The organism is Clostridium sp. MSTE9 (assembly GCF_000277625.1).
Classification (GTDB): domain Bacteria; phylum Bacillota; class Clostridia; order Oscillospirales; family Acutalibacteraceae; genus Faecalispora; species Faecalispora jeddahensis.
In genome coordinates this window covers 65869-85038 of record NZ_AKFU01000033.1, presented here as the reverse complement: position 1 = coordinate 85038, position 19170 = coordinate 65869, and the positions used below count along the sequence as shown (strand labels likewise).

At 49.8% G+C, this 19170-nt stretch carries 16 protein-coding genes; 8 read left to right on the top strand and 8 right to left on the bottom strand.

Features of this window, described 5'->3' with window-relative positions:
* The first annotated feature begins 4 nt into the window (after window positions 1-4).
* Window positions 5-1039 (top strand): UDP-glucose 4-epimerase GalE, encoded by a 1035-nt coding sequence (gene galE, locus HMPREF1141_RS08085; protein ID WP_035316782.1) that lies wholly within the window; start codon window positions 5-7, stop codon window positions 1037-1039.
* On the top strand, window positions 1036-1458 hold the full coding sequence (locus tag HMPREF1141_RS08080) for a GNAT family N-acetyltransferase (RefSeq protein WP_009063101.1): 423 nt from the start codon (window positions 1036-1038) through the stop codon (window positions 1456-1458). The genes galE and HMPREF1141_RS08080 overlap by 4 nt, the downstream gene beginning before the upstream one ends.
* A gap of 31 nt (window positions 1459-1489) precedes the next feature.
* Here HMPREF1141_RS08080 and HMPREF1141_RS08075 read toward each other — a convergent pair whose 3' ends face one another.
* The 3 genes from HMPREF1141_RS08075 to HMPREF1141_RS08065 all read right to left on the bottom strand — a co-directional run bounded on the left by HMPREF1141_RS08075 (window position 1490) and on the right by HMPREF1141_RS08065 (window position 6031).
* A complete protein-coding gene (locus HMPREF1141_RS08075; RefSeq protein ID WP_009062868.1) occupies window positions 1490-3826 on the bottom strand; it encodes a sensor domain-containing diguanylate cyclase in 2337 nt (778 codons plus the stop codon).
* Window positions 3827-4009: 183 nt separating this feature from the next.
* Window positions 4010-4642: a DedA family protein gene (locus tag HMPREF1141_RS08070; RefSeq protein WP_009062934.1), complete on the bottom strand. Its 633-nt coding sequence runs from the start codon at window positions 4640-4642 to the stop codon at window positions 4010-4012.
* Between the two features lie 102 nt (window positions 4643-4744).
* On the bottom strand, window positions 4745-6031 hold the full coding sequence (locus tag HMPREF1141_RS08065) for an AI-2E family transporter (RefSeq protein ID WP_009063070.1): 1287 nt from the start codon (window positions 6029-6031) through the stop codon (window positions 4745-4747).
* A gap of 384 nt (window positions 6032-6415) precedes the next feature.
* On the opposite strand from HMPREF1141_RS08065, the gene HMPREF1141_RS08060 reads away from it, so the two are divergent.
* Both HMPREF1141_RS08060 and HMPREF1141_RS08055 read left to right on the top strand, forming a co-directional pair.
* On the top strand, window positions 6416-6892 hold the full coding sequence (locus HMPREF1141_RS08060) for a MarR family transcriptional regulator (protein WP_009062895.1): 477 nt from the start codon (window positions 6416-6418) through the stop codon (window positions 6890-6892).
* On the top strand, window positions 6873-7778 hold the full coding sequence (locus tag HMPREF1141_RS08055) for a cation transporter (RefSeq protein ID WP_009063153.1): 906 nt from the start codon (window positions 6873-6875) through the stop codon (window positions 7776-7778). The genes HMPREF1141_RS08060 and HMPREF1141_RS08055 overlap by 20 nt, the downstream gene beginning before the upstream one ends.
* A 53-nt stretch (window positions 7779-7831) precedes the next feature.
* Here HMPREF1141_RS08055 and HMPREF1141_RS08050 read toward each other — a convergent pair whose 3' ends face one another.
* From HMPREF1141_RS08050 to HMPREF1141_RS08040, 3 genes are read right to left on the bottom strand one after another with little or no spacing between them, the layout of a single operon-like run.
* The gene (locus HMPREF1141_RS08050) at window positions 7832-9160 is read right to left on the bottom strand and encodes an ABC transporter permease (protein ID WP_009063008.1); all 1329 of its coding nucleotides are present in this window, start codon (window positions 9158-9160) and stop codon (window positions 7832-7834) included.
* The gene (locus HMPREF1141_RS08045) at window positions 9157-11292 is read right to left on the bottom strand and encodes a CARDB domain protein (protein WP_009062923.1); all 2136 of its coding nucleotides are present in this window, start codon (window positions 11290-11292) and stop codon (window positions 9157-9159) included. Before HMPREF1141_RS08045 ends, HMPREF1141_RS08050 begins: the two co-directional genes overlap by 4 nt.
* Window positions 11289-12071 carry an ABC transporter ATP-binding protein gene (locus HMPREF1141_RS08040; protein ID WP_009063126.1) on the bottom strand — a complete coding sequence of 261 codons (783 nt, stop codon included), beginning with the start codon at window positions 12069-12071 and terminating at the stop codon, window positions 11289-11291. Before HMPREF1141_RS08040 ends, HMPREF1141_RS08045 begins: the two co-directional genes overlap by 4 nt.
* A gap of 340 nt (window positions 12072-12411) precedes the next feature.
* On the opposite strand from HMPREF1141_RS08040, the gene HMPREF1141_RS08035 reads away from it, so the two are divergent.
* Window positions 12412-13005, top strand: a complete 594-nt coding sequence (locus HMPREF1141_RS08035) for a GNAT family N-acetyltransferase (protein WP_009063005.1) — start codon at window positions 12412-12414, stop codon at window positions 13003-13005.
* Here the strand turns inward: HMPREF1141_RS08035 and HMPREF1141_RS08030 are convergent.
* Window positions 12974-14218 (bottom strand): transglutaminase domain-containing protein, encoded by a 1245-nt coding sequence (locus HMPREF1141_RS08030; protein ID WP_051044289.1) that lies wholly within the window; start codon window positions 14216-14218, stop codon window positions 12974-12976. The two genes, HMPREF1141_RS08035 and HMPREF1141_RS08030, sit on opposite strands and share 32 nt — an antisense overlap.
* A gap of 280 nt (window positions 14219-14498) precedes the next feature.
* Here HMPREF1141_RS08030 and HMPREF1141_RS08025 point away from each other — a divergent pair, with 280 nt between their 5' ends.
* From HMPREF1141_RS08025 to HMPREF1141_RS08015, 3 genes are all read left to right on the top strand, one after another.
* On the top strand, window positions 14499-14972 hold the full coding sequence (locus HMPREF1141_RS08025) for a MarR family transcriptional regulator (protein ID WP_009062933.1): 474 nt from the start codon (window positions 14499-14501) through the stop codon (window positions 14970-14972).
* 157 nt (window positions 14973-15129) lie between these two features.
* Window positions 15130-16374: a tetracycline resistance MFS efflux pump gene (locus tag HMPREF1141_RS08020; RefSeq protein ID WP_009062950.1), complete on the top strand. Its 1245-nt coding sequence runs from the start codon at window positions 15130-15132 to the stop codon at window positions 16372-16374.
* A gap of 499 nt (window positions 16375-16873) precedes the next feature.
* Entirely contained in the window at window positions 16874-17587 is a 714-nt protein-coding gene (locus tag HMPREF1141_RS08015) for a DUF554 domain-containing protein (protein WP_009063074.1), read from the top strand.
* Between the two features lie 53 nt (window positions 17588-17640).
* Here HMPREF1141_RS08015 and HMPREF1141_RS08010 read toward each other — a convergent pair whose 3' ends face one another.
* On the bottom strand, window positions 17641-18774 hold the full coding sequence (locus HMPREF1141_RS08010) for a GGDEF domain-containing protein (RefSeq protein ID WP_009063019.1): 1134 nt from the start codon (window positions 18772-18774) through the stop codon (window positions 17641-17643).
* Window positions 18775-19170 lie beyond the last annotated feature (396 nt).

The window sequence follows — 19170 nt, the reverse complement described above, 5'->3', positions numbered from 1 at the left end:
TCCGATGAGAAATATTATGGTCACCGGCGGCGCCGGTTTTATTGGGAGCCACACCTGTGTGGAGCTGCTGCAGAACGGTTACGATATCTGCGTAGTGGATAACTTCAGCAACTCCTCCCCTGCCGCACTGGATGCGGTGCGCACGATTACCGGCCGCGATTTCCCGTCCTACTGCTGCGATCTGCTGGAGGAAGAGAAATTGGGGCAGATTTTTGAGGAACAGCAAATCGACGCGGTCATCCATTTTGCGGGCCTGAAGGCTGTGGGAGAAAGCGTTCAAAAGCCTGTTCTGTATTATCACAACAACGTGACCGGCACCCTGAATCTTCTGCGGCAGATGGAGCTGCACGGCGTCAGGCGGCTGGTATTCAGCTCCTCCGCCACGGTATACGGGGAAAACAATCCCATCCCTTACCGGGAGGACATGCCCACCGGGCAGACTACGAATCCCTATGGCACAACGAAAGCGATGATCGAACAGATTTTGCAGGATCTTTGCAAAAGCGACAGCCGCTGGAACACCATGCTGCTGCGCTACTTCAACCCGATCGGCGCGCACCCCAGCGGACTGATTGGAGAAAACCCGAACGGTATTCCCAACAATCTGATGCCATACATCATGCGGGTGGCGCAGGGCGCCCTGCCTTATTTGAACGTGTTCGGCAACGACTACCCCACCCGCGACGGCACCGGCGTGCGGGATTATATTCATGTCTGTGATCTCGCTGTGGGCCATGGTAAGGCGCTGGATGCGCTGTTTGCGCAGCAGGGCGCCAGCATCTACAACCTGGGAACCGGGCACGGAAGCTCTGTTCTGGAGGTCGTAAAAACCTTTGAGCAGGAATCGGGAGTGCCTGTGCCGTACCAGTTTGCCCCCCGGCGGGCCGGCGATCTGCCGGAATACTACGCCGACGCTGCCAAGGCACAAGAGGAGCTTGGCTGGCAGGCCCGTTACACATTGGCTGATATGTGCCGCGACTCCTGGAATTTCATCTGCAAACAGGGAGACAAGAAAAAGAAAGCAGGTAATTCAAAATGAACCTTGCCATCGAATACAACTGCGACCAGATCGACTGGAAAGAGCTGACTCATGTCGTCGAAACCGCGGGCCTTACCCCTCACACGCCCGATATGTTCCAAAAGGCGTTTGAAAACAGCTTTGCCGTTGTTTTTCTGCGGGACGGACAGCGCCTGATCGGCTGCGCACGCGCCCTTTCCGACGCGGTGGTTCAGTCCGCCCTTTACGACGTCGCCCTGCTGCCCGAATACCAGGGGCAGGGGCTCGGCAGAACCTTACTGGAGGAGATGCTCCGGCAGCTGCCGGACGGCAACACCATCCTATACGCATCCCCGGGAAAAGAAACCTTTTACGAGCGTTTCGGCTTTGGCCGCCTGAAAACCGGAATGGGGAAATTCCTCGACCCGGAACGCGTCCGCCAAAAAGGGATGCTCGAATAATAAAATGGCCCCGCCAATTGGCGGGGCCATTTTATTCCTCTTCTGTTTGGGCAGAGGGAGCAATCCCCTTTTCAGGCTCTTCTTTTGCTTCTTTGTGATAGTAGGCAAAGCGGCTGATCAATCCGGCCAGAACCATCAGCGACGCGGATTCGCTCCGATTCCATGTGCGGTTGGTCGTCACATCGTCGCAGCCGACAAAGCCGCGGATACTTCCCCGCTGATCGTACAGCACGCAGTGCAGTGTGGAACGTGTGGAAGGACTTTGCCTTAAAAAGTAGGTATCCTCCGTTTCATGCACATCATAACAGCGGAACAGGCCCCATTCATCAAAGCACTGGTAATGCAGCCCCAGTTCTTCCAGCGAAAGCTTCTGCGCCCTGCCGAAGATCGGCTCCACATTCGGTGCACACCATTCACACGTTACGGTACATTGCAGGCGGTCCTCTGAGCACTCCACCAGATACACACGGCCAACGCTCAATACCCGGCCGATCATCCTTAAAACCGAGCCCATCCCGTCGGGGCTTCCGCCCGAGGTGAGAAGCTCTTCCGTCGCTTCAAACACAAGGTGCGGGTCAACCCGGTAATCCGGCGTTATATCGCGGTGAATTTCAGTCACGTAAGAGGCTGTTTTCAAAGTGCTCAAATCACGTTCGAGTTCTGCAATTTTAGAATAAAAGACCATGTCGCCTTTCCCATGGCGCTTTGAAACATACAGCGCCTGATCGGCCTTATGGAACAGCTCCTCATATTCCGTTCCATCCAAGGGAGAAAGGGAAACACCCACGCTCGCGCTGAGCAGGTGCTGCATATTCGACAGGGATTCGGACTGCTGGAACATGCGGCAGACCTCCTGCGCCCTTTCGCGGATGGTATTGAGATTCTTCTCTCCGCGCAGAAAAACGAGGAATTCATCGCCGCCGATTCGGCCGACTACCCCTTTTTCTTCAAACTTCAGCTTTAATATCCGCGAAAACTCCACCAGTACGGCATCGCCGTGCAAATGGCCGTAAGTATCGTTGATCTCTTTGAAATTGTCGATATCGATCACCAGGATCGCATGACTGCGGTCCGATTCATAGGAAAGGTACTGGCGGATCAAGGTCTCCGTCATCGTTTTATTATACAGCTTGGTAAACGGATCCCTTTGGGCACGCTCCACCAGCTCGAGCATTTCTTCCTTCTGGCGGTTCATGTTGACGGCCTTCCCCACCATTCTGGTGATGCGGCCGGAATCGTCCGTGATCGCGGCACCGATCAGACGATACCAGTAGTACCTGCCGTCCTTGTGGCGAAAGCGAAGGATCGTGTTGGACATTTTGATATTGTTGCGCAGGTTCTGAATCAAATCGACAAAAACGGGGATATCCGCGGGGTACACGCTTTTCTCCCGCAAAACCTTCTCGCTGTACTGGCCGATGACGGCCGGCACCCCGCTCAAATTGGCATATTTGTCTGACAGGCGAAGCGTGTCGGTGAGAACGTCGTAGTCGAACAGGATATCTTCTGAGATGCTTTGCCGGATGATATTGCGCTGATCGTGCTGGAGCTCGTGCATGATCCTGCGGTAGCTGGTATTACCGCTCACCAGCATCTGGATTTCCCAGCCATTCTGTGTTTTGTCGATCACAGAAATCTGCGCCGTTGCCCAGACATAGGAACCGTCTTTCCGCTGGATTTTATATTCGCACGTCAACGGGCGGCCAGTCCCCTGGGACAGCCAGTCGAGGATTTGGCGGAACATCTTCTGGTGATTTCCCGCATAGACACTGCAAATCCCCGTTGACGAGCGCTCAAGCTGCAGATATTGCTCCCTGGTATAGCCGAAAATCCGGAAATAGTTGTCCGAAGCGTCGATAAAGGTGAATTTCTTTTTATCGAAACCCGCGATCAAAACACCGCCGGCAATCCCACGAATCAGGGCTTTCAGCCGAGCCCCCGCCTTTTTTGCCTCCTGACACTCATTGATCTCGTCTGTTATATCTATGAGTGTGCAGACAAGCTCTCCCTTATCGTTTCGGGTCCCATATTCCATACAGTATGCTTCGCCCCTGTGCTTGGTAAGGACGCGGTACCTGACATAAAAAAATCCGGCAGCGGCAGTCTGATCTTCCACAGAGGAATAAAAAGCCTGCCGGTCTTCCGGATGCACCAGTCTACAGTAGTCTTGCTGAAACTTTTCTTCGAATTCTTTTCTCGTATAGCCAAAGAGTGCAAGGCAGCGGTCGCTGATCTGCAAAACGCGGGACCGCGGCCTTTTTTGCCCTGTTTTCTTACGAACCATTGCAACGCTTTGATTCCAATTCTGAAATGTTTCAGAGGCGAAATCCGTTATCCCGTGAGTTTCTCTCTTTTTCTCTCTCCCCATAAAAGGTCGTCTCCCATGCAGCGCGGGTTCCCCGGCAATCAAAATCAGTAATCGTCATTCAAATTATAGCCGATCATTTTCGGGATTACAACCGCAACACTTTGAATCACCTGAGAATAAATAAGAGCGACTCGTTGTTTTTTAGGGCATTTTGCCGAGATTTTACATCTCTAATGAGTATGATTACCCATTTTCCTTCCCATTTTTCTTCGCGATCCTTGTTTTATAGAAAAAGATCGCCCCTACAACGAACAGAATGATCAACACAACGAGAGTGGCGTGCGCGTACAGATCGATATATCCTGCAACGCGTTCCCACGATTCCCCCGCGAACACGCCCAGATGCACCAATACGGTATTCCACAAAAAGGTACCTGCGGTGGTGTACAGCAGAAACACGCCCATCGACATTTTTGTCATACCGGCCGGGATGGAAATCAGGCTGCGGATGATCGGGATAAAGCGGCAGGCGAAAACGGTGATTCTCCCCTTTTTCTCAAACCAATGTGCCGCGCGTTCCACGTCTTCGCGTTTGAAATGCAGCATCTGGCCCAAACGCCCGTCGAGCCAGCCCTCAATGCGTTCCGGCGGGAAAAATCGCCCGATACTGTACAGCACCAGGGCGCCGATCACCGCGCCGACGGTGGCCGCGATCACAACCCCCCATACCTGCATATCTGTATACGTGGTAGAAAAGCCGCCAAAGGTCAAAATCACTTCGGAGGGGATCGGGGGAAATACATTCTCTATGGCAATCAGCAGCATAATTCCAATATATCCAAACTGATTCATCGTCTGGATGATCCATTCCTGCATTGCAACGTGCTCCTTTCCTGTGTTCCTGCGATTTCACGATTCCGATGATAGCAGAAACATGACAGGCAGACATGACGAAAGTGTAAATTTTCGGTCAACATTTCAGAGTTTGGCGGAATTCTTGGCGGATTCCGCCTGCTCGTCCGCTAATTCCTCATCGGAAGCAGGCGCTTTTTTCCCTGCGGCGGGGTCCGGCACCTCGACAGGCGGCTTCCCCATCACTTCTTCTTCCGATATTTCTTTTTCCTTGAGCTTTAATTCCGTTTCCTGACGCAGCAGCGCGTAAAATACGGAGAACAGCGGCACACCAAGCAAGATACCGATCACGCCGAACAGATTGCCGAACAGCAGAATCGCGACCATCACCCATAGGCCGGGCAGGCCGATGGAGCTGCCCACCACGCGGGGATAGATGACATTCCCCTCAAACTGCTGGAGCAGAACGAGGAAAATCAGGAACCACAGGCTGTATATCGGGTTGATCATCAGCAGGACAAACGCACCCATTGCGCCGCCCAAATACGCACCCAGAATCGGGATCAGGCTTGTCATGGAAATGATCACGCTGATCATCACCGCGTAAGGCAAACCCATAACGGACATGCCGATGTAGCACAGCGAGCCGATGATGATGGCCTCTGTCATCTGTCCGGTGACAAAGCCCGAAAAAATCCGGTTGGTCAGCACGCCCACCGCTACCATACGCTGCGCTTTGTCCTTGGGGAGAAACGCGTATAACACGCGGCGAATGTTGCGGATCAGCCGCTCTTTCCCGAACAGGATGTAGATGGAGAAAATCACGCTCAGCACGAACGAAATAATGCCGGAAGCCACGCTGATGGTGGCAGACACCAAAGAGGTAGCCAGATCGCTGACGGTCGAGGTGACCTTTTCCAGCGGCTTGGTCCAGTCGATTTTCAAAAGACTCTGGGTTTCCTGACTCCAGTCGAACTGCTTGGACATGTCCGTCAGCCACTGTGAAAGCTGATTGATATAGGCGGGCAGATTCTCTGAAAAGAAGCTGAGGGAACTGATGAATTCCGGCACGATATAGACGATGATCAGCCACACAACCAGCGACAAAAAAGAAAACGCCAGTAAAATGCTGATGCCCCGCCGGAATTTCAACCAGATTTTCCAGCCCTTTTGGTTCAGAGGATAAAACAGCTTGTTTTCAAAAAAACGTACCAGTACATTCACCACATAGGCGACACCGATGCCGACCAGCAACGGCCCAAACAAAGACAGAATGTAAGAAATGACAAAGGATACATTCTCAATATGAAACACAAGAAAAATCAGGCCAACGGTGAACACAATAAAAAAGATCATCTTACCGCGGATCTTCTTCCACAGCTTGGGATCCGACAGGATTTCTTCCCAATTCATACCTGCCGCACAACCTTTCCAAAAATATAGTATCTGAACACCGCTCTGAAAAAGCGGTTCGTTTTCTCCCCGCCTTCGGCGGGGAGAAAACTGCTGTTTGTATCAAAGTACCTTTTTCCAGTGATTTGGCAATAGCCTTGTTTTTCATGCTAACGCAATCGCAGAGAAAAGTCAACGAAAAGCATGACGGTACTGCTTTGAATTTCCAATCATAATAGCATGGCCCGTTTGGGCCCGGATATTTGGCGCACAGCTTTCCAGTTTCGTTTGTTTTTTGCAGAGTACGATATTTTCCCATCAGAAACAGATTGACACGAAAAACAATCCGCTGTATATTAATTAGGTAAATATAATTATAATAACCTAATTAAATGAGGTGCTTTTATGGATCCGACAAAGGCGATCGACCGATTGTATTACAATATCATTCTCAATGAACTGCGCATGATGAACGAGAGTAACCTGTATCACAGCATCACTTATAACAGTCTGCTTTATCTCGACCTGATCAGCTATACGGAAAACTGCACCGTCAGTTTTCTGGCCGGCGTGCTGCGGGTCGCAAAATCCTCTGTAACGTTAAAAGTAAATGAGCTGATCAAACAGGGGCTTGTCGAAAAAAAACAGAGCGAACAGGACCGCAGGGTTTACTTTCTGACAGTACGGCCTGAAATCCTTGAAGAATTTAAAAAGCTTGATCAAGCGACGAATTATGCCGTAGAGCAGGTGAAAAAGCAATATACGCCCGACGAAATGAACCGTTTCTGCGAAATGCTGGATGCATTCAGCAGTTATTACAACGATTATTGTGAAAACACAACGAAAGCGAAGGGAGATTCCCGTGAACCAGAAAGCAATTGAGCATCGGGCGCTTCTGATCGGGATCGCCGCAAATATTCTGATGGGCGCAGCGGGATTATTTGTGTATTTCATTACCGGAATAGAGGCGCTTTTTCTTGATTCCGTGTTTACCCTGATCGCCGTACTATCCGGCATTGTTGCCGCAGTTATTTCGAAACGAAGCAGCCATACCAGTGAAACGTTTCCATACGGCCTGTTCGTTTTAGAGCCGATTTATGTCATATTCAAATCCATACTGATGCTTTTTCTGATGGCCTTCACTACAATCAGTGTATCCCAAAAGGCAATCCTCTATTTCACAACCGGGATTGGCGACCAAATGGACATTGGTCCCGTTGTTCCTTACGAGGTCATTATGGTAATACTGTGTGCCGCATTGTTCTTTTTCTATCGGGATCAAAATAAGCGCATCGACAATACAAGCGTTCTGTTAGGGGCGGAATCAAAAGGCACCTTGGTTGACGGATTGATGTCCGGAGGGATTGGTGCGGCGGCTGTCGCCATTTCGTTCATCAGCGAAAACAGCCCTTTGTCTTTCTTACTGTATACGGGAGATTTTTTCATTACCATTATTCTGGTACTGTTCTCTATTAAGGAACCTTTCATTATATTGAAGGAAGCCTTTATTGAACTGGCTAACGGAGTGGTTACCAAAGGAAAAATAAAGCTGCAAATAGAGGAAATCATTCAAAAGAATCTGCCCAAAGATACGCTGCTCAGCAAATGCCTGATTCATAAAATCGGCATGAGCTTTCGGATCGCGATCCACCTGAACAGCAATAAGGATATCATCAGCAAAGAGGAATTGGCAGAAAAGGCTGCCGCAATCGAAAAAGAGCTGGCGGGCACCTACGATTATATTAAAATCAGCTTTGTATTTCCATAAATAAAGCTTTCAGACAAAACGCTGCGGCGGATTGACCGCCGCAGCGCTTCTTATTATTCCTGACGGATCGCGGTGAGCGCGCTGATCTTGACAGCGCGGTTTGCGGGAGAAAAGCCCGAGACCAGGCCAACCATGGTTGAAAACACCAGCGCCCCCAGAGCCAGCCAGGCCGGAATAATCGAAATCTGCCCTGTGGCCCCAAGGCCCATCACGCCTCCCCCGTTCGCCGCGAGGGTATTGATGAGAAATGACAGCATATAGCTGAAAATAAGGCCCGCCACGCCGCCGATAAAGCCGATCATTCCGGCTTCGATCAAAAACATGGCGCGGATGTTCCCGATCACACAGCCAAGCACCTTCATCACACCGATCTCTCGGGTGCGCTCATAAATGGACATGATCATCGTATTGGTGATCCCCAGTGCCGCGACCAGCAGCGAAATCGCGCCCAGACCGCCCAGAATCATCTGGATGGTTCTGGTCTGCTGCTCTACGGATTCACGGATGCTGTCCATACTGTACGTCTGAAAGCCGAACGCCTTGATGGAATCCTGCACCGACTCGACCGACTTAATATCGAGTGCCTTCACCACGGCGCCGTTGTACTGGAACTTTTTCGATTTGTCGACCTTGATATTGTTCAGCTTATTATACTGATCCACCAAAGACCGCGCATACTTGACATCCATAAACACGCTGTAGCCGGGCGAGGGGTTCTTGCTCCAGTCCTGCGCCATGATGCCTAGCCCTTTGAGCTTGATGGGCTTTACCGTCTTTTTGTTGTTGTCGTCGGTCTTTCGCAGCACCAGCTCCAGCTTATCTTCCATCGGGTTGACATACGGATCCGGAACTTTTCCGGTGGCATCCGGTTCCGGGTAGATCATATTATTGTTGTTCTTCTTGCTGTTGTAGAAATTATATAGAGCGTCCTTCCCAAACAGGATCGCGCCCTCCTCCACGGTTCCCTCCGGCAGCTTACCCGCTTCCATCTCATAGCCGAACTCAGAAAGGGCATTCATATACACGCCGGTGATCTGCCCGCCGTATACGTATTTGCCGCTGCGGATCTGAAAGGCGGAGGAATCCACATCAAACATCGGGGTCAGGGTCTGCACCCCCGGCAGCGCTCGGATTTTCTCCAGCATGGCATCGTCGAGCGGCTCCGCATCGGGGCTGGGGCTGTAGTTTTCGATCTGGATCACCGTCAGATCCCCCATGCTCTGCATCATGTCGTCCGTTGTCTTTTTGATGCCGATACCAAAGGAGAGCATTACCACAATGGCACAGGTACCGATGACAACACCGGCCACAGTCAGCAATGTGCGCACCTTGCGCTTGAACAGGCTGCTCAGGCTCATGGCAACCATATCATTCCATTTCATGGCTGATCCTCATTGTGATGCTGTCCGTCCTGCAGCTCTGGTGTCTGCGGCTGCACATCGTCATAATCGTCCTCCTGCTCCAGCAGGGCACGGCGCTTTGCGGCACGCTTGCGGCGAATCAGCACTACGGCTGCGGCTCCCCCAGCCACCACGGCCAGAATGAGCACCCATATCCAAATCGGTATACCGGAGGACTGCTCCGGCATCGGCTCGCTGATATCTGGGCCCATACCGCCCTGATCAACGGGCATCGCCGGCTGAACCTCGCAGGAGAACTCTTTGATGATTTCACGTGTTTCCCCGTTGGGGTCTTCGTAAGTAATCGTGGCCTTCCCCTGCAGCGTCCCCTCTTCCGTCGGGGTCAGGGTCGTATCGTAACTGTCGGAAGAACCGGATTCCACATTGCCGATATAAATATTCGTTTCCGGCGCGGTGAAATTGCCCTCCAGCAAAACGGAAAGATTATAAACGGTGCTCTTTCCCTTGTTGACATAGCTGATGGAGAGCTGACCGTCCGTTCCCATCTGGATCGGCCCCTGCACCTCCGCGTTCGTCACCTCAAAGCGATCCGGCTGTGTGAGCGGAATAGAGATCGTTTCCGTCGCCGTGATCTGCTCGTGCTTGGTATCTGCAGAGGACTCGTACTCAAACTTTACGTCGATGCCATAGGATTTTGGCTTGGCGTCCGCTTTGGGGTACAAATCAATCGATTTATCGATGGAAGCGCCTGCCCCCAGCTTCGAGATAAAGAACGTATTGGAGGAATTGGCCGGTGTGAAAACGCCGCCGGTGTCCTCGTCCGCCGTAGAAGTAATGGTGATTTTCAGGTTCTGAATCGCTGTGCTGGTATTCGCGTTGCGAAAGCGGAGCGAGAGCGGGAACGTTTTGCCGCCGGTAATGGAGGTTCCACCAAAGCTGTAATTCTCGATGATGATGATCGGCTTTCCGCCGCTGGAATCGCCCGTTCCCACCACAGAGACAAACACCTTGGTAGCGACGGCCTCCGTCACCTCGTCCGAAGTGAGGTTCACCCCGACCGCGTAGTTACCTGTTTCCATTTTGGAAGCGGCCTGCATGTTAAAGGAAATCGTTGCGGTCGCGCCGGGGGCCAGGCTGGCGACCGACTTTCTGTCAAGCGAGCCGACTACCGTAAAGCTCTCTGTCGCAAGACCGTCGAGAGCGGCGTTGATATTGTGATACGTCTGGCTGCCGGTATTCTTCAGCACCAGGTCCATGCGGAAGGTGCTGCCGGAATAGATGGTGGAACGGTCCAGCTTATAGGAATCGATCATCACGCCGCCCTTTCCCTGGGCGCTGTCCAGCACCTGAAGATAGGCGGTTACCTCTTTCCCGTTGATCGTCAGAGTGATCGGATAAATCCCTGCCGCAACGGAGGAATCCACACGAAGAGGAAGATTTAAGTACTTTTTCTCCCCCGACACAAAGCTCATCGTATAAACGGAGCCGGCCGAGGTGAGCAGGATTTTCGGTTCTGCCGGCAGCTTCACTTCGATCTGCGCGTCCTCCAGCGTATCGCCGCTGATGAGAGGGATTCCCACTGTGGCGCTGGTTCCGGAAATAATGGTCGGCGTGGAGCTGTTTTCATCCACACGCACCGTGTTATCCGCGGAGCCTTCGCCGGGGATCAGAGTCTTGCGGATGCTGATTTTATTTTTGGTTTCGATCTCTTGTCCTTTAGAGGCATTGTCATCTTTATAATATGTAATGGTAAACTGCAGCACACCGGGGCCGGAGCCGGAATAGGTCAGGTAATTTTCTGGAATATTTAGAGAGTAATACAGTCCGCCAAAACCACTAGCATCTTCAGCTTCAGTTGATGAAAACTCTGTGGCAGGAAATTCATTTTTCTTTACCCTAATTGCTCCATTAGGACTGCTTACCTTAATCATTGCGCTTTTCGCGTCATTGATCGTATCATCATCATGATGAAAGCGAAGCTTAACTCCAACAGAATTGCCAGATTTTACAGTAGTAGGATCAACAGACACTGATGTAATTTCTGGATCCGCAACCGTGGGCGCTTCCGCCGATACCATCACGGGAAACATCTGCAGCAGCAGAACCGCCGTAAGTACAAACGCCGCCAAAGAGCGCATTTTTTGAAATTTCATTCCGCTTTTCCTCCTGATACCGTAGTCAATTCCTGTGCTTTTTCCTGCCGCTGTGCAGGGAAAGCAGATTCATTCGTATGATCTGCCTGAATATTTCCGTCCACAATGGTGACGATTCGGTCCGCGTAGCGGGCGATATCCTGGTCATGCGTGACCAAAATCAGGGTCTCCTGATATTCCCGCGCCATGCCGACCATGATCTCCATCACTTCTTTTGTCGTTTTGCTGTCCAGGTTGCCCGTCGGCTCATCCGCAAATATGATCTTGGGGTGCGCCACGAAGGCGCGTGCAATACCGACCCGCTGCTGCTGCCCGCCGCTCATCTGCGTCGGCCGGTGCAGCAGGCGGTTGCCCAGACGCACCGCGTGCAGCATTTTGACCGCCTCGCGATTTCTCTGGTCTTTGCTGATTCCCCGGAACATCAGCGGCATGGCGACGTTTTCAATGGCACTCAGCGTCGGCATCAGATTGTAGGACTGGAACACGAAGCCGATATTTTTCTGCCGAAACAGCGCCAGATCCTTTTCGGAAAGCGCCGTGACCTCTACGTCATCTATTACAACCCGGCCCTTCGACGGCTTTTCCAACCCTGCCATAATATTCAGCAGCGTTGATTTTCCCGAACCGGAGGTTCCTAATATACAGCATATTTCCCCCGATGCAACCGTCAGATTGATGCGACTGAGCGCAACAATCTTTTCCTGGTCCACCCGGTATACCTTACGAAGGTCCTCCACACGAATCAGGCCCATGTCAAACTCCTTTGCCGATACTCTCATTTTCCTCATTATACCAATGAACCGGAAAAATTATTTTCTTTAAAAGAAAATATATTTACAGTTACGATAACAAAATAGCTACAAAATTGAAATTTTTGTTAGAAATTTGTCCTGCATGATTCCAAAATGAGAGAAAAAAGGAAGAACTTTGTCCCCTTTTGATCATATCATAGCCATTCTGAATCCTATTAAGAATTTCTTAAATTATTGTATCTGTCCAAAAACAACTTGTTTTTCAAAATAAAAAAAATTATACTTGTAAAAATAAAAATCTATCAAGAAAATGAAAAACGAACTGTAAAATGAAAACAAAAAGTCAAAAACAAAGGAGATTTGAGCTATGGCACTGAGATTTGCAACTCCTGAAGACGCCCCGCGTCTGATATCGATTTATGCCCCTTACATTTTAAATACCTGCATCACTTATGAATACACGGTTCCTTCCGTGGAGGAATTTGCGGAACGAATTCGCAGCATCAGCAGCAAAATGCCTTATCTGGTTTACGAAAGCGACGGAATCATCCTTGGGTATGCATACGCCGCACCCCATATGACACGGGCCGCCTACCAATGGGATGCGGAGCTTTCCATTTACATGGACGAGCAGCACCACCGCGGCGGAATCGGCACCATGCTTTACAAGACGCTGATTGCCCTGCTGAAAGAACAGGGGTACTACAACCTGTACGCCCTGATCTCCGTACCCAACGACCGCAGCATTGGCTTCCATCGCTCCCTGGGCTTTGAGCAGGTTGGCGTTTACCCCCACACAGGATATAAATTGGGCAGGTGGAACGACCTTGCGATTCTGGAGTACTGCACCCAGCCGCAGCTGGAGCACCCCGTCCCGACAAAGTCCATTCTCGACCTGCCCAAAAACCGGATTGAGGAAATATTTGAATCTATGCAGCGAGTGCCGCAGATTTCACGGTGACCGGCACGGTTTTCAGGCCGCCGTCACTGGTAGTAACCAAAATCGTTGCGCTGCCGGACCCCTGATACACAACGCGATACTTTGCTCCGCGCGGGTCATTCGCATTGACAAGCTGAACCGAGGCAACCGCCGGGTTCGAGCTGGTCACGGTGACCTGCGTTCCGGTCTGGTAGGGCTTTACGATGAACTCGGAATAAACGCCCGCCGCACCGGACAAAGAAGCGGTATCCAGCGCAGCGCCCCTTGCAATCGCCGTGCGCATCACGCGGTACTGCGACCAGTCGGCCACATTGTCAAACTGCGTGCTGACAGCGACATAGCCCGCGGAATCCCAGGAATAATGCTGGTTGACCCCGCCGATCATCGCGGCGTCGCTTTTGAGCAGCGCATACGTCTGCACCACTCCCGCACGGTCGGGAACCGGGTCATCCCAGGTTGCATCCACGTGATACCATTCGCCGTTATACCGCACCATGTTCCACGCGTGGTTCATCGCCGTGCTCTGCACCACAATGCCGGGAATTCCGAGCTTCTGCATCAGCAGCTGAAACGCGGCTGCATACCCCTGGCAAACTGCTTTCTGCTTCACCAGCGCTCCGTATGCCGTGTAGGCATCATGCGGGGCGCTGTTTGTTTCTACGCTGGTATCGTAGGAGCAGTTCAGCACCAGATAATCATGAATCGCCACGATCTGCTGCAGCTGCGTCATGTCGGAGGTGATCACCGAAGAAATCACCGCCTGCGCGGCCTGCTCGATCTGGGCCGTTTTGGCCGCTACCTCTTGCTGAGAGACATCGTACTGCGGCCATAATCCATAGACTATTTCCTGATTGTCAATCGTGTATTCATAAGAAACGACACTGGCGATCTGCGGATAATTTGTAAACGAAGAGTAATTGAGGATTCGCAGCAGCTGATCCTTTGTAATCTGGTACTGTCTTAAATCCAGTACGCTGACACCGTTCATCAGCCCCTCAGAGATTGCCGTCTCGGCCACTTTGGCGTTTTGATCCATCGCCAGAAGAGAAACCGCCGCAGCCGACTGTGTCTGTTCAGAGGCGCTCTGCAAATACTGGGAAAACTCAACTGTTTCTGTATGTAAAACAGGAGTTTGCTGCGCCCCTGCAACAGCGGCCATACTTCCCATCAGCGTCAGAGAAAGCACGAGGCTGCAAATTCTCTTTTTCCAGTTTACCCTAAATAACGCATTCATTCGAAAACACGTCCTTTCATGGTTGTTATCCATATTTTAACAGGTAGAAGAATTATGTAAAGGGTAAATTCATAAATTTTTGCCTTCTAATGGAAATTTAACCGCTTTTGTTTCCTTTTTTTGTGCTATAATCATTTTAAAGCCAGCTTTAAAACACAAACGGGAGCAAAGCTGATCAAATGATAATAGCATTTCTTTCCTGAATGCTTACATGCTTTTGGCTCTCTTTTCTTACAATTATTTTCATATTGCTGATGACCAACGAGCGGGAGGACAGACCATGAACAAAGAAGAACAAGTCATAGTGGCTTTGAGAGACTTATATCACAAGATGAGTTGGCTCAATAAGCTGAAGATGGAAGACAGTCTGAAGGAGTTTAAGTCCTCTGAAGTGCACTGCATCGAAGCCATTGGAAAAAATGCAGATTCCAACGTGACAAAACTTGCGGAGTCCTTTTATATGACCAGCGGCGCCATCAGCAAATTAACGAAGAAGCTCATAAAAAAAGGCGTTATCGAAAGCTACCAGAAGCCGGATAACAAGAAAGAAATCTATTTCAGGCTCACTGAGAAGGGCAAAGCAGTTTATAGCATCCACGAGGAACTGCACAAAGAGTTTCAGGAGCGGGATAAAACCGTATTTGAGCAGGTAACTGAGGAACAATTCGACGATATGCTTCGCTTTGTGGAACGATACAGCAGGCATTTGGATGAAGAGATCAAGAAGCTAGATGTCAATATGAAGCCGGAATAATTGGAACCATTCAGAATCAAACCACAGGCAGCCCAACTCGATGGAGAACGGGCTGCTTTTTTTTATTACAAAATTTTGTTGACAAGGAAGCAAAATGGTGATACGATGTTTTTGCTTCCAAGGAAGCTAAATCACAACCTTTGAAGGGAGAACTTCAGTGTCCATATTTCAATCACACAATGAACCGAACATAGAACAAGCAGTAGATAAAAAGGCTTTCCTCTTCGGTCTTATGTCTGTGTTCCTTTGCGGAATAGGCTTCAGCATCATAACCCCTGTCGTCCCATTCTTAGTACAGCCTTATATCAGCAATCCGAAAGATCAGGCGATTGTTGTTACGCTGCTGACCTCTGTTTATGCAGCCTGCGTATTTTTCGCGGCCCCCGGACTTGGCGCTTTGAGCGACAGATACGGGCGTCGTCCACTGCTCCTGGTATGCCTTTTGGGTTCCGCGATCGGGTACCTGGTGTTTGGCATAGGAGGCGCTCTGTGGGTACTGTTTGCCGGGCGCATCATCGAAGGGATCACCGGCGGAAGCATCAGCACGATCTTCGCCTATTTCGCAGACATCACCCCCAGAGAACAGCGAACCAAATACTTTGGGTGGATCAGTGCAGTTGCGGGCGTAGGCGCCGCCATCGGGCCTACCGTAGGCGGATTACTTGCGAGGTTTGGGTATTCCATACCTATGTACTGCGGAGCAGTCATCACCCTACTCAATTTTGTTTATGGAATGTTATATATGCCTGAGAGCCTTGACAAGAATCACCGCCTGAAAGAGATTCCCATTGTAAGACTGAATCCATTCACACAGCTTTTAAATGTGCTTTCTATCAAGAATCTGAAAAGATTGCTGATTTCGGCGTTCCTGCTTTGGATCCCCAATGGAGCTTTACAGGCGGTTTTTTCACAGTTTACAATCGATACTTTCCATTGGGAGCCCGCAATCATCGGACTGATGTTTTCGATCATGGGCGTTCAGGACATCCTTTCACAGGGTTTCATCATGCCAAGGCTTCTGCTGAAACTGAGTGATGCACAGATCGCAATCCTCGGAATGCTTTCAGAGATCATGGGCTACAGCCTGATTGCGGCATCGGCCCTGTTCTCATTCTATCCGTTTTTCATTGCCGGAATGTTTATATTCGGCTTTGGCGATTCGATCTTTGGCCCCTCGTTCAACGGAATGGTCTCTAAGTCCGTCGATTCCAGCGAACAAGGGAGAGTTCAAGGAGGCAGCCAATCGATTCAAGCTTTGGCAAGAATCATTGGGCCGATCACCGGAGGTCAAATCTATGTATCACTTGGTCATGCCGCGCCCGCTTTTATGGGGATGCTCCTGATCGCTGCGGCAATCCCAGTTTTGTATCGAAGCACGCATGTAACTGTAGAAACTGCCTGATTCCTTCCGGCAAGCATTTCCAACAGAATAGAAGAACGCACCCGCCGCGCAAACGAAAAAACGTTGTTCAGCGGGTGCTTTATTTTGACGCCTGAAAGCATTGAACCCATTGCCTTGCGGTTTCGGCCGCCTGGCAGCTTTTTGATAGGCATTTTTGTAAAATTATGTTATAATAACCTCACGCCGCAAACCAAGGCAAAGCCTTGGGCGGCTGAGAGAACATTGAATCATCAGTTACGTGGTTTCTGTCCACTCGCTGCCTTTCCGCAGTTCCGTTTTCAAGATTTATGATATAATACCCTCACGCCGCAGGCAAAAGCAAAGCCTTGGGCGGCTGAGAGAACATTGAAACAGGATAGACACCTGCCGTATGCGGGCTTTTTGAAAGAATACATGCTTTTGAAGTTTCATCATGTTATAATAACTTCGCGCCGCAAGCAAAAGCAAAGTGTAAAACAAACCGGATACTTATCAAATCCCCACCGAAAGGATGCCTTACATGTTTGGAACCATCGTCAACACCATCGCCATCGCTATAGGAGGAACTCTTGGCCTGCTTTTTCAGAAGCGCCTGAATTCACGGATTGAGGAAAGCCTTTATAAGGTTTTGGGAGTGGCGATTTTTATTCTTGGCATGAACGGCGTGATCGGTTCGATGTTCACGGTCAAGGACGGTCAAATTTCCAGCGGCGGGGAACTTCTTCTGGTGATCAGTCTGGTGCTGGGCACGGTAGTGGGTGAGCTGTTAAAAATTGAGAACCGGCTCGAATCCCTGAGCCAGAAGGTAGAACAGAAGATGCAGCTTTCCGGGTTTTCCAGCGGATTCGTTGCCGCCTCGATCTTATACTGTGTTGGGGCGATGGCAATTGTGGGCGCGATCAACGACGGTCTGCGGGGCGACAGCAGTACGCTGCTGGTAAAAAGCATTCTGGACGGCGTCAGCGCTGTCATCATGGCGTCCACACTGGGAGTCGGCGTTCTTTTCAGCTGTATTCCCGTTCTTCTGTACCAGGGCTCGCTTTCGCTGCTTTCCGGCTGGATCGGCCCGGCTCTGACGGACGCACTGCTGGATCAGATCTGCATGGTGGGCTACGCCATCGTGATGTGCATCGGCATCAATTTCTGGGGAGTCACCAAGATCAAAACGGCAAATCTTCTGCCTGCTATTCTCATTCCGATTTTATACTACGGGGTTACTTCCCTGATCCCATAAAATAAGCCGGCATCCCATTGGGTGCCGGCTTTCCTGATTCCATTAGAAAAATATTACGCTCCCGACGGAACAGCGATTCCCTCCTCTACCAGATCGGTAACCGTCTGATTTTTTCCCTTGCGCTTTGCCTCATAAAGAGCGGCGTCGGCGCGGTTGAAAAGAGTACTGCCCTCCTCCCCCGGCTGATACTGAGCGATTCCGCCGCTGAAGGTCACATGTATCACGCCGATACAGGAAAGGCGGCTGTCGGAAAAATGCCGTCTGAGCTGCTCAATGCGTTCATAGGCCTGTTCGCTTGTCATGCCCTTGAAAATAATACCGAATTCCTCGCCGCCGTAGCGCGCTACAAATTCTCTTCTCGGTGAAAAGACCATGCCCATCAGATCGGAAAGGCCTTCCAGCACCTGATTGCCGGCGGAATGGCCATATGTATCGTTAATTGCCTTAAAATTATCGATATCGAGAATCGCCATGGAGAATACCTCGTTCTGCTGCTCGGCCAGCTTGACGCTTTCTTCGAGCTTCTTGAAAAAGGTATGCTGATTATACAGGTTTGTCAGCGGGTCCATTTTGACCTTTCGATCAAGAATCAGCTGGGCCTGATAACTGGAAATCAAATCTGCTTTTCTCTCCTCTATGTAAGTCATGATAATGTTGGAGAGAAAGCATGCGATCAGAACCAGAAAAAAAGCCACCGCGATGTTTCGACCCAGAAACAGATCGTTTTGGATCAAAGAGTAGGAATGTGCGGCGCATACGCTCATGGCCACCAAACTGGCTGCGCAGATCAGATACATTTTTTTCCTGCTGACAAAAACTGCAGACAATACAATCGGCAAAACAAATACAGACAATGCACTGATCAATGTGTAATGCACCCACACGGTGACAGAACAGAGAAAGATGGTTGCAGCGATCATGCTGTCGTTTTTGCTAACTTCCGTAACCGTATCTTTCGTCTGAATCGTATGATTCAGCAAAAGACAGCTATAATTGAAAACAGATGGAAAAAAGATGTGCGTGCGAACGTACAGATCACTGTCTTTGGGGGGCAAGTCCCCAGAATCGATCAAATAAAAATAAGAAGTTACTTCCAGTAAAGTGACAGCGATTGCCATAAACAAAAGAATACAGTTGATTTGTTTTCTCCATTTGGTGAGCTTCATGTCCGGCATTTTGATCCGCAACGTCAATCACTTCTCAGTCAATTTTTCCAACATTATATCATATGACTTGCAATAAGAATAGGTCTTTCTGTCATTTTTTGTATTTAGATAAACATTTTTTGTCTTTCTTAATCTTCCATATTATGGAAAATTTAGCATTATAATTTTGAAATAAAATATTTTTCGTGCATTTTCTTTTTGTTTTTGCATAGACAGTTCGACAAAATTTGCTTCCTGTCTTTGTTTAATTAAATAAAATATTTTATATAGCAGTATAATTGTAGCGGGTTTTACCTAAAAATAGAATACATTCTGCTACATGGAATTTGAGCCGAAATAATCATTCAAATTTGCTGTTTAAAAGAGACATGTGTCTCTTTTAAACAATCGACACTTTTCTTGCACAGACCTTGCGGC

What these genes read in the sequence shown, in the direction of transcription:
- galE (WP_035316782.1), top strand. Translation starts at nt 5, where the DNA reads ATGAGAAATATTATGGTCACCGGCGGCGCCGGTTTTATTGGGAGCCAC.
- HMPREF1141_RS08080 (WP_009063101.1), top strand. Translation starts at nt 1,036, where the DNA reads ATGAACCTTGCCATCGAATACAACTGCGACCAGATCGACTGGAAAGAG.
- HMPREF1141_RS08075 (WP_009062868.1), bottom strand. Translation starts at nt 3,826, where the DNA reads ATGGGGAGAGAGAAAAAGAGAGAAACTCACGGGATAACGGATTTCGCC.
- HMPREF1141_RS08070 (WP_009062934.1), bottom strand. Translation starts at nt 4,642, where the DNA reads ATGCAGGAATGGATCATCCAGACGATGAATCAGTTTGGATATATTGGA.
- HMPREF1141_RS08065 (WP_009063070.1), bottom strand. Translation starts at nt 6,031, where the DNA reads ATGAATTGGGAAGAAATCCTGTCGGATCCCAAGCTGTGGAAGAAGATC.
- HMPREF1141_RS08060 (WP_009062895.1), top strand. Translation starts at nt 6,416, where the DNA reads ATGGATCCGACAAAGGCGATCGACCGATTGTATTACAATATCATTCTC.
- HMPREF1141_RS08050 (WP_009063008.1), bottom strand. Translation starts at nt 9,160, where the DNA reads ATGAAATGGAATGATATGGTTGCCATGAGCCTGAGCAGCCTGTTCAAG.
- HMPREF1141_RS08045 (WP_009062923.1), bottom strand. Translation starts at nt 11,292, where the DNA reads ATGAAATTTCAAAAAATGCGCTCTTTGGCGGCGTTTGTACTTACGGCG.
- HMPREF1141_RS08040 (WP_009063126.1), bottom strand. Translation starts at nt 12,071, where the DNA reads ATGAGAGTATCGGCAAAGGAGTTTGACATGGGCCTGATTCGTGTGGAG.
- HMPREF1141_RS08035 (WP_009063005.1), top strand. Translation starts at nt 12,412, where the DNA reads ATGGCACTGAGATTTGCAACTCCTGAAGACGCCCCGCGTCTGATATCG.
- HMPREF1141_RS08030 (WP_051044289.1), bottom strand. Translation starts at nt 14,218, where the DNA reads ATGAATGCGTTATTTAGGGTAAACTGGAAAAAGAGAATTTGCAGCCTC.
- HMPREF1141_RS08025 (WP_009062933.1), top strand. Translation starts at nt 14,499, where the DNA reads ATGAACAAAGAAGAACAAGTCATAGTGGCTTTGAGAGACTTATATCAC.
- HMPREF1141_RS08015 (WP_009063074.1), top strand. Translation starts at nt 16,874, where the DNA reads ATGTTTGGAACCATCGTCAACACCATCGCCATCGCTATAGGAGGAACT.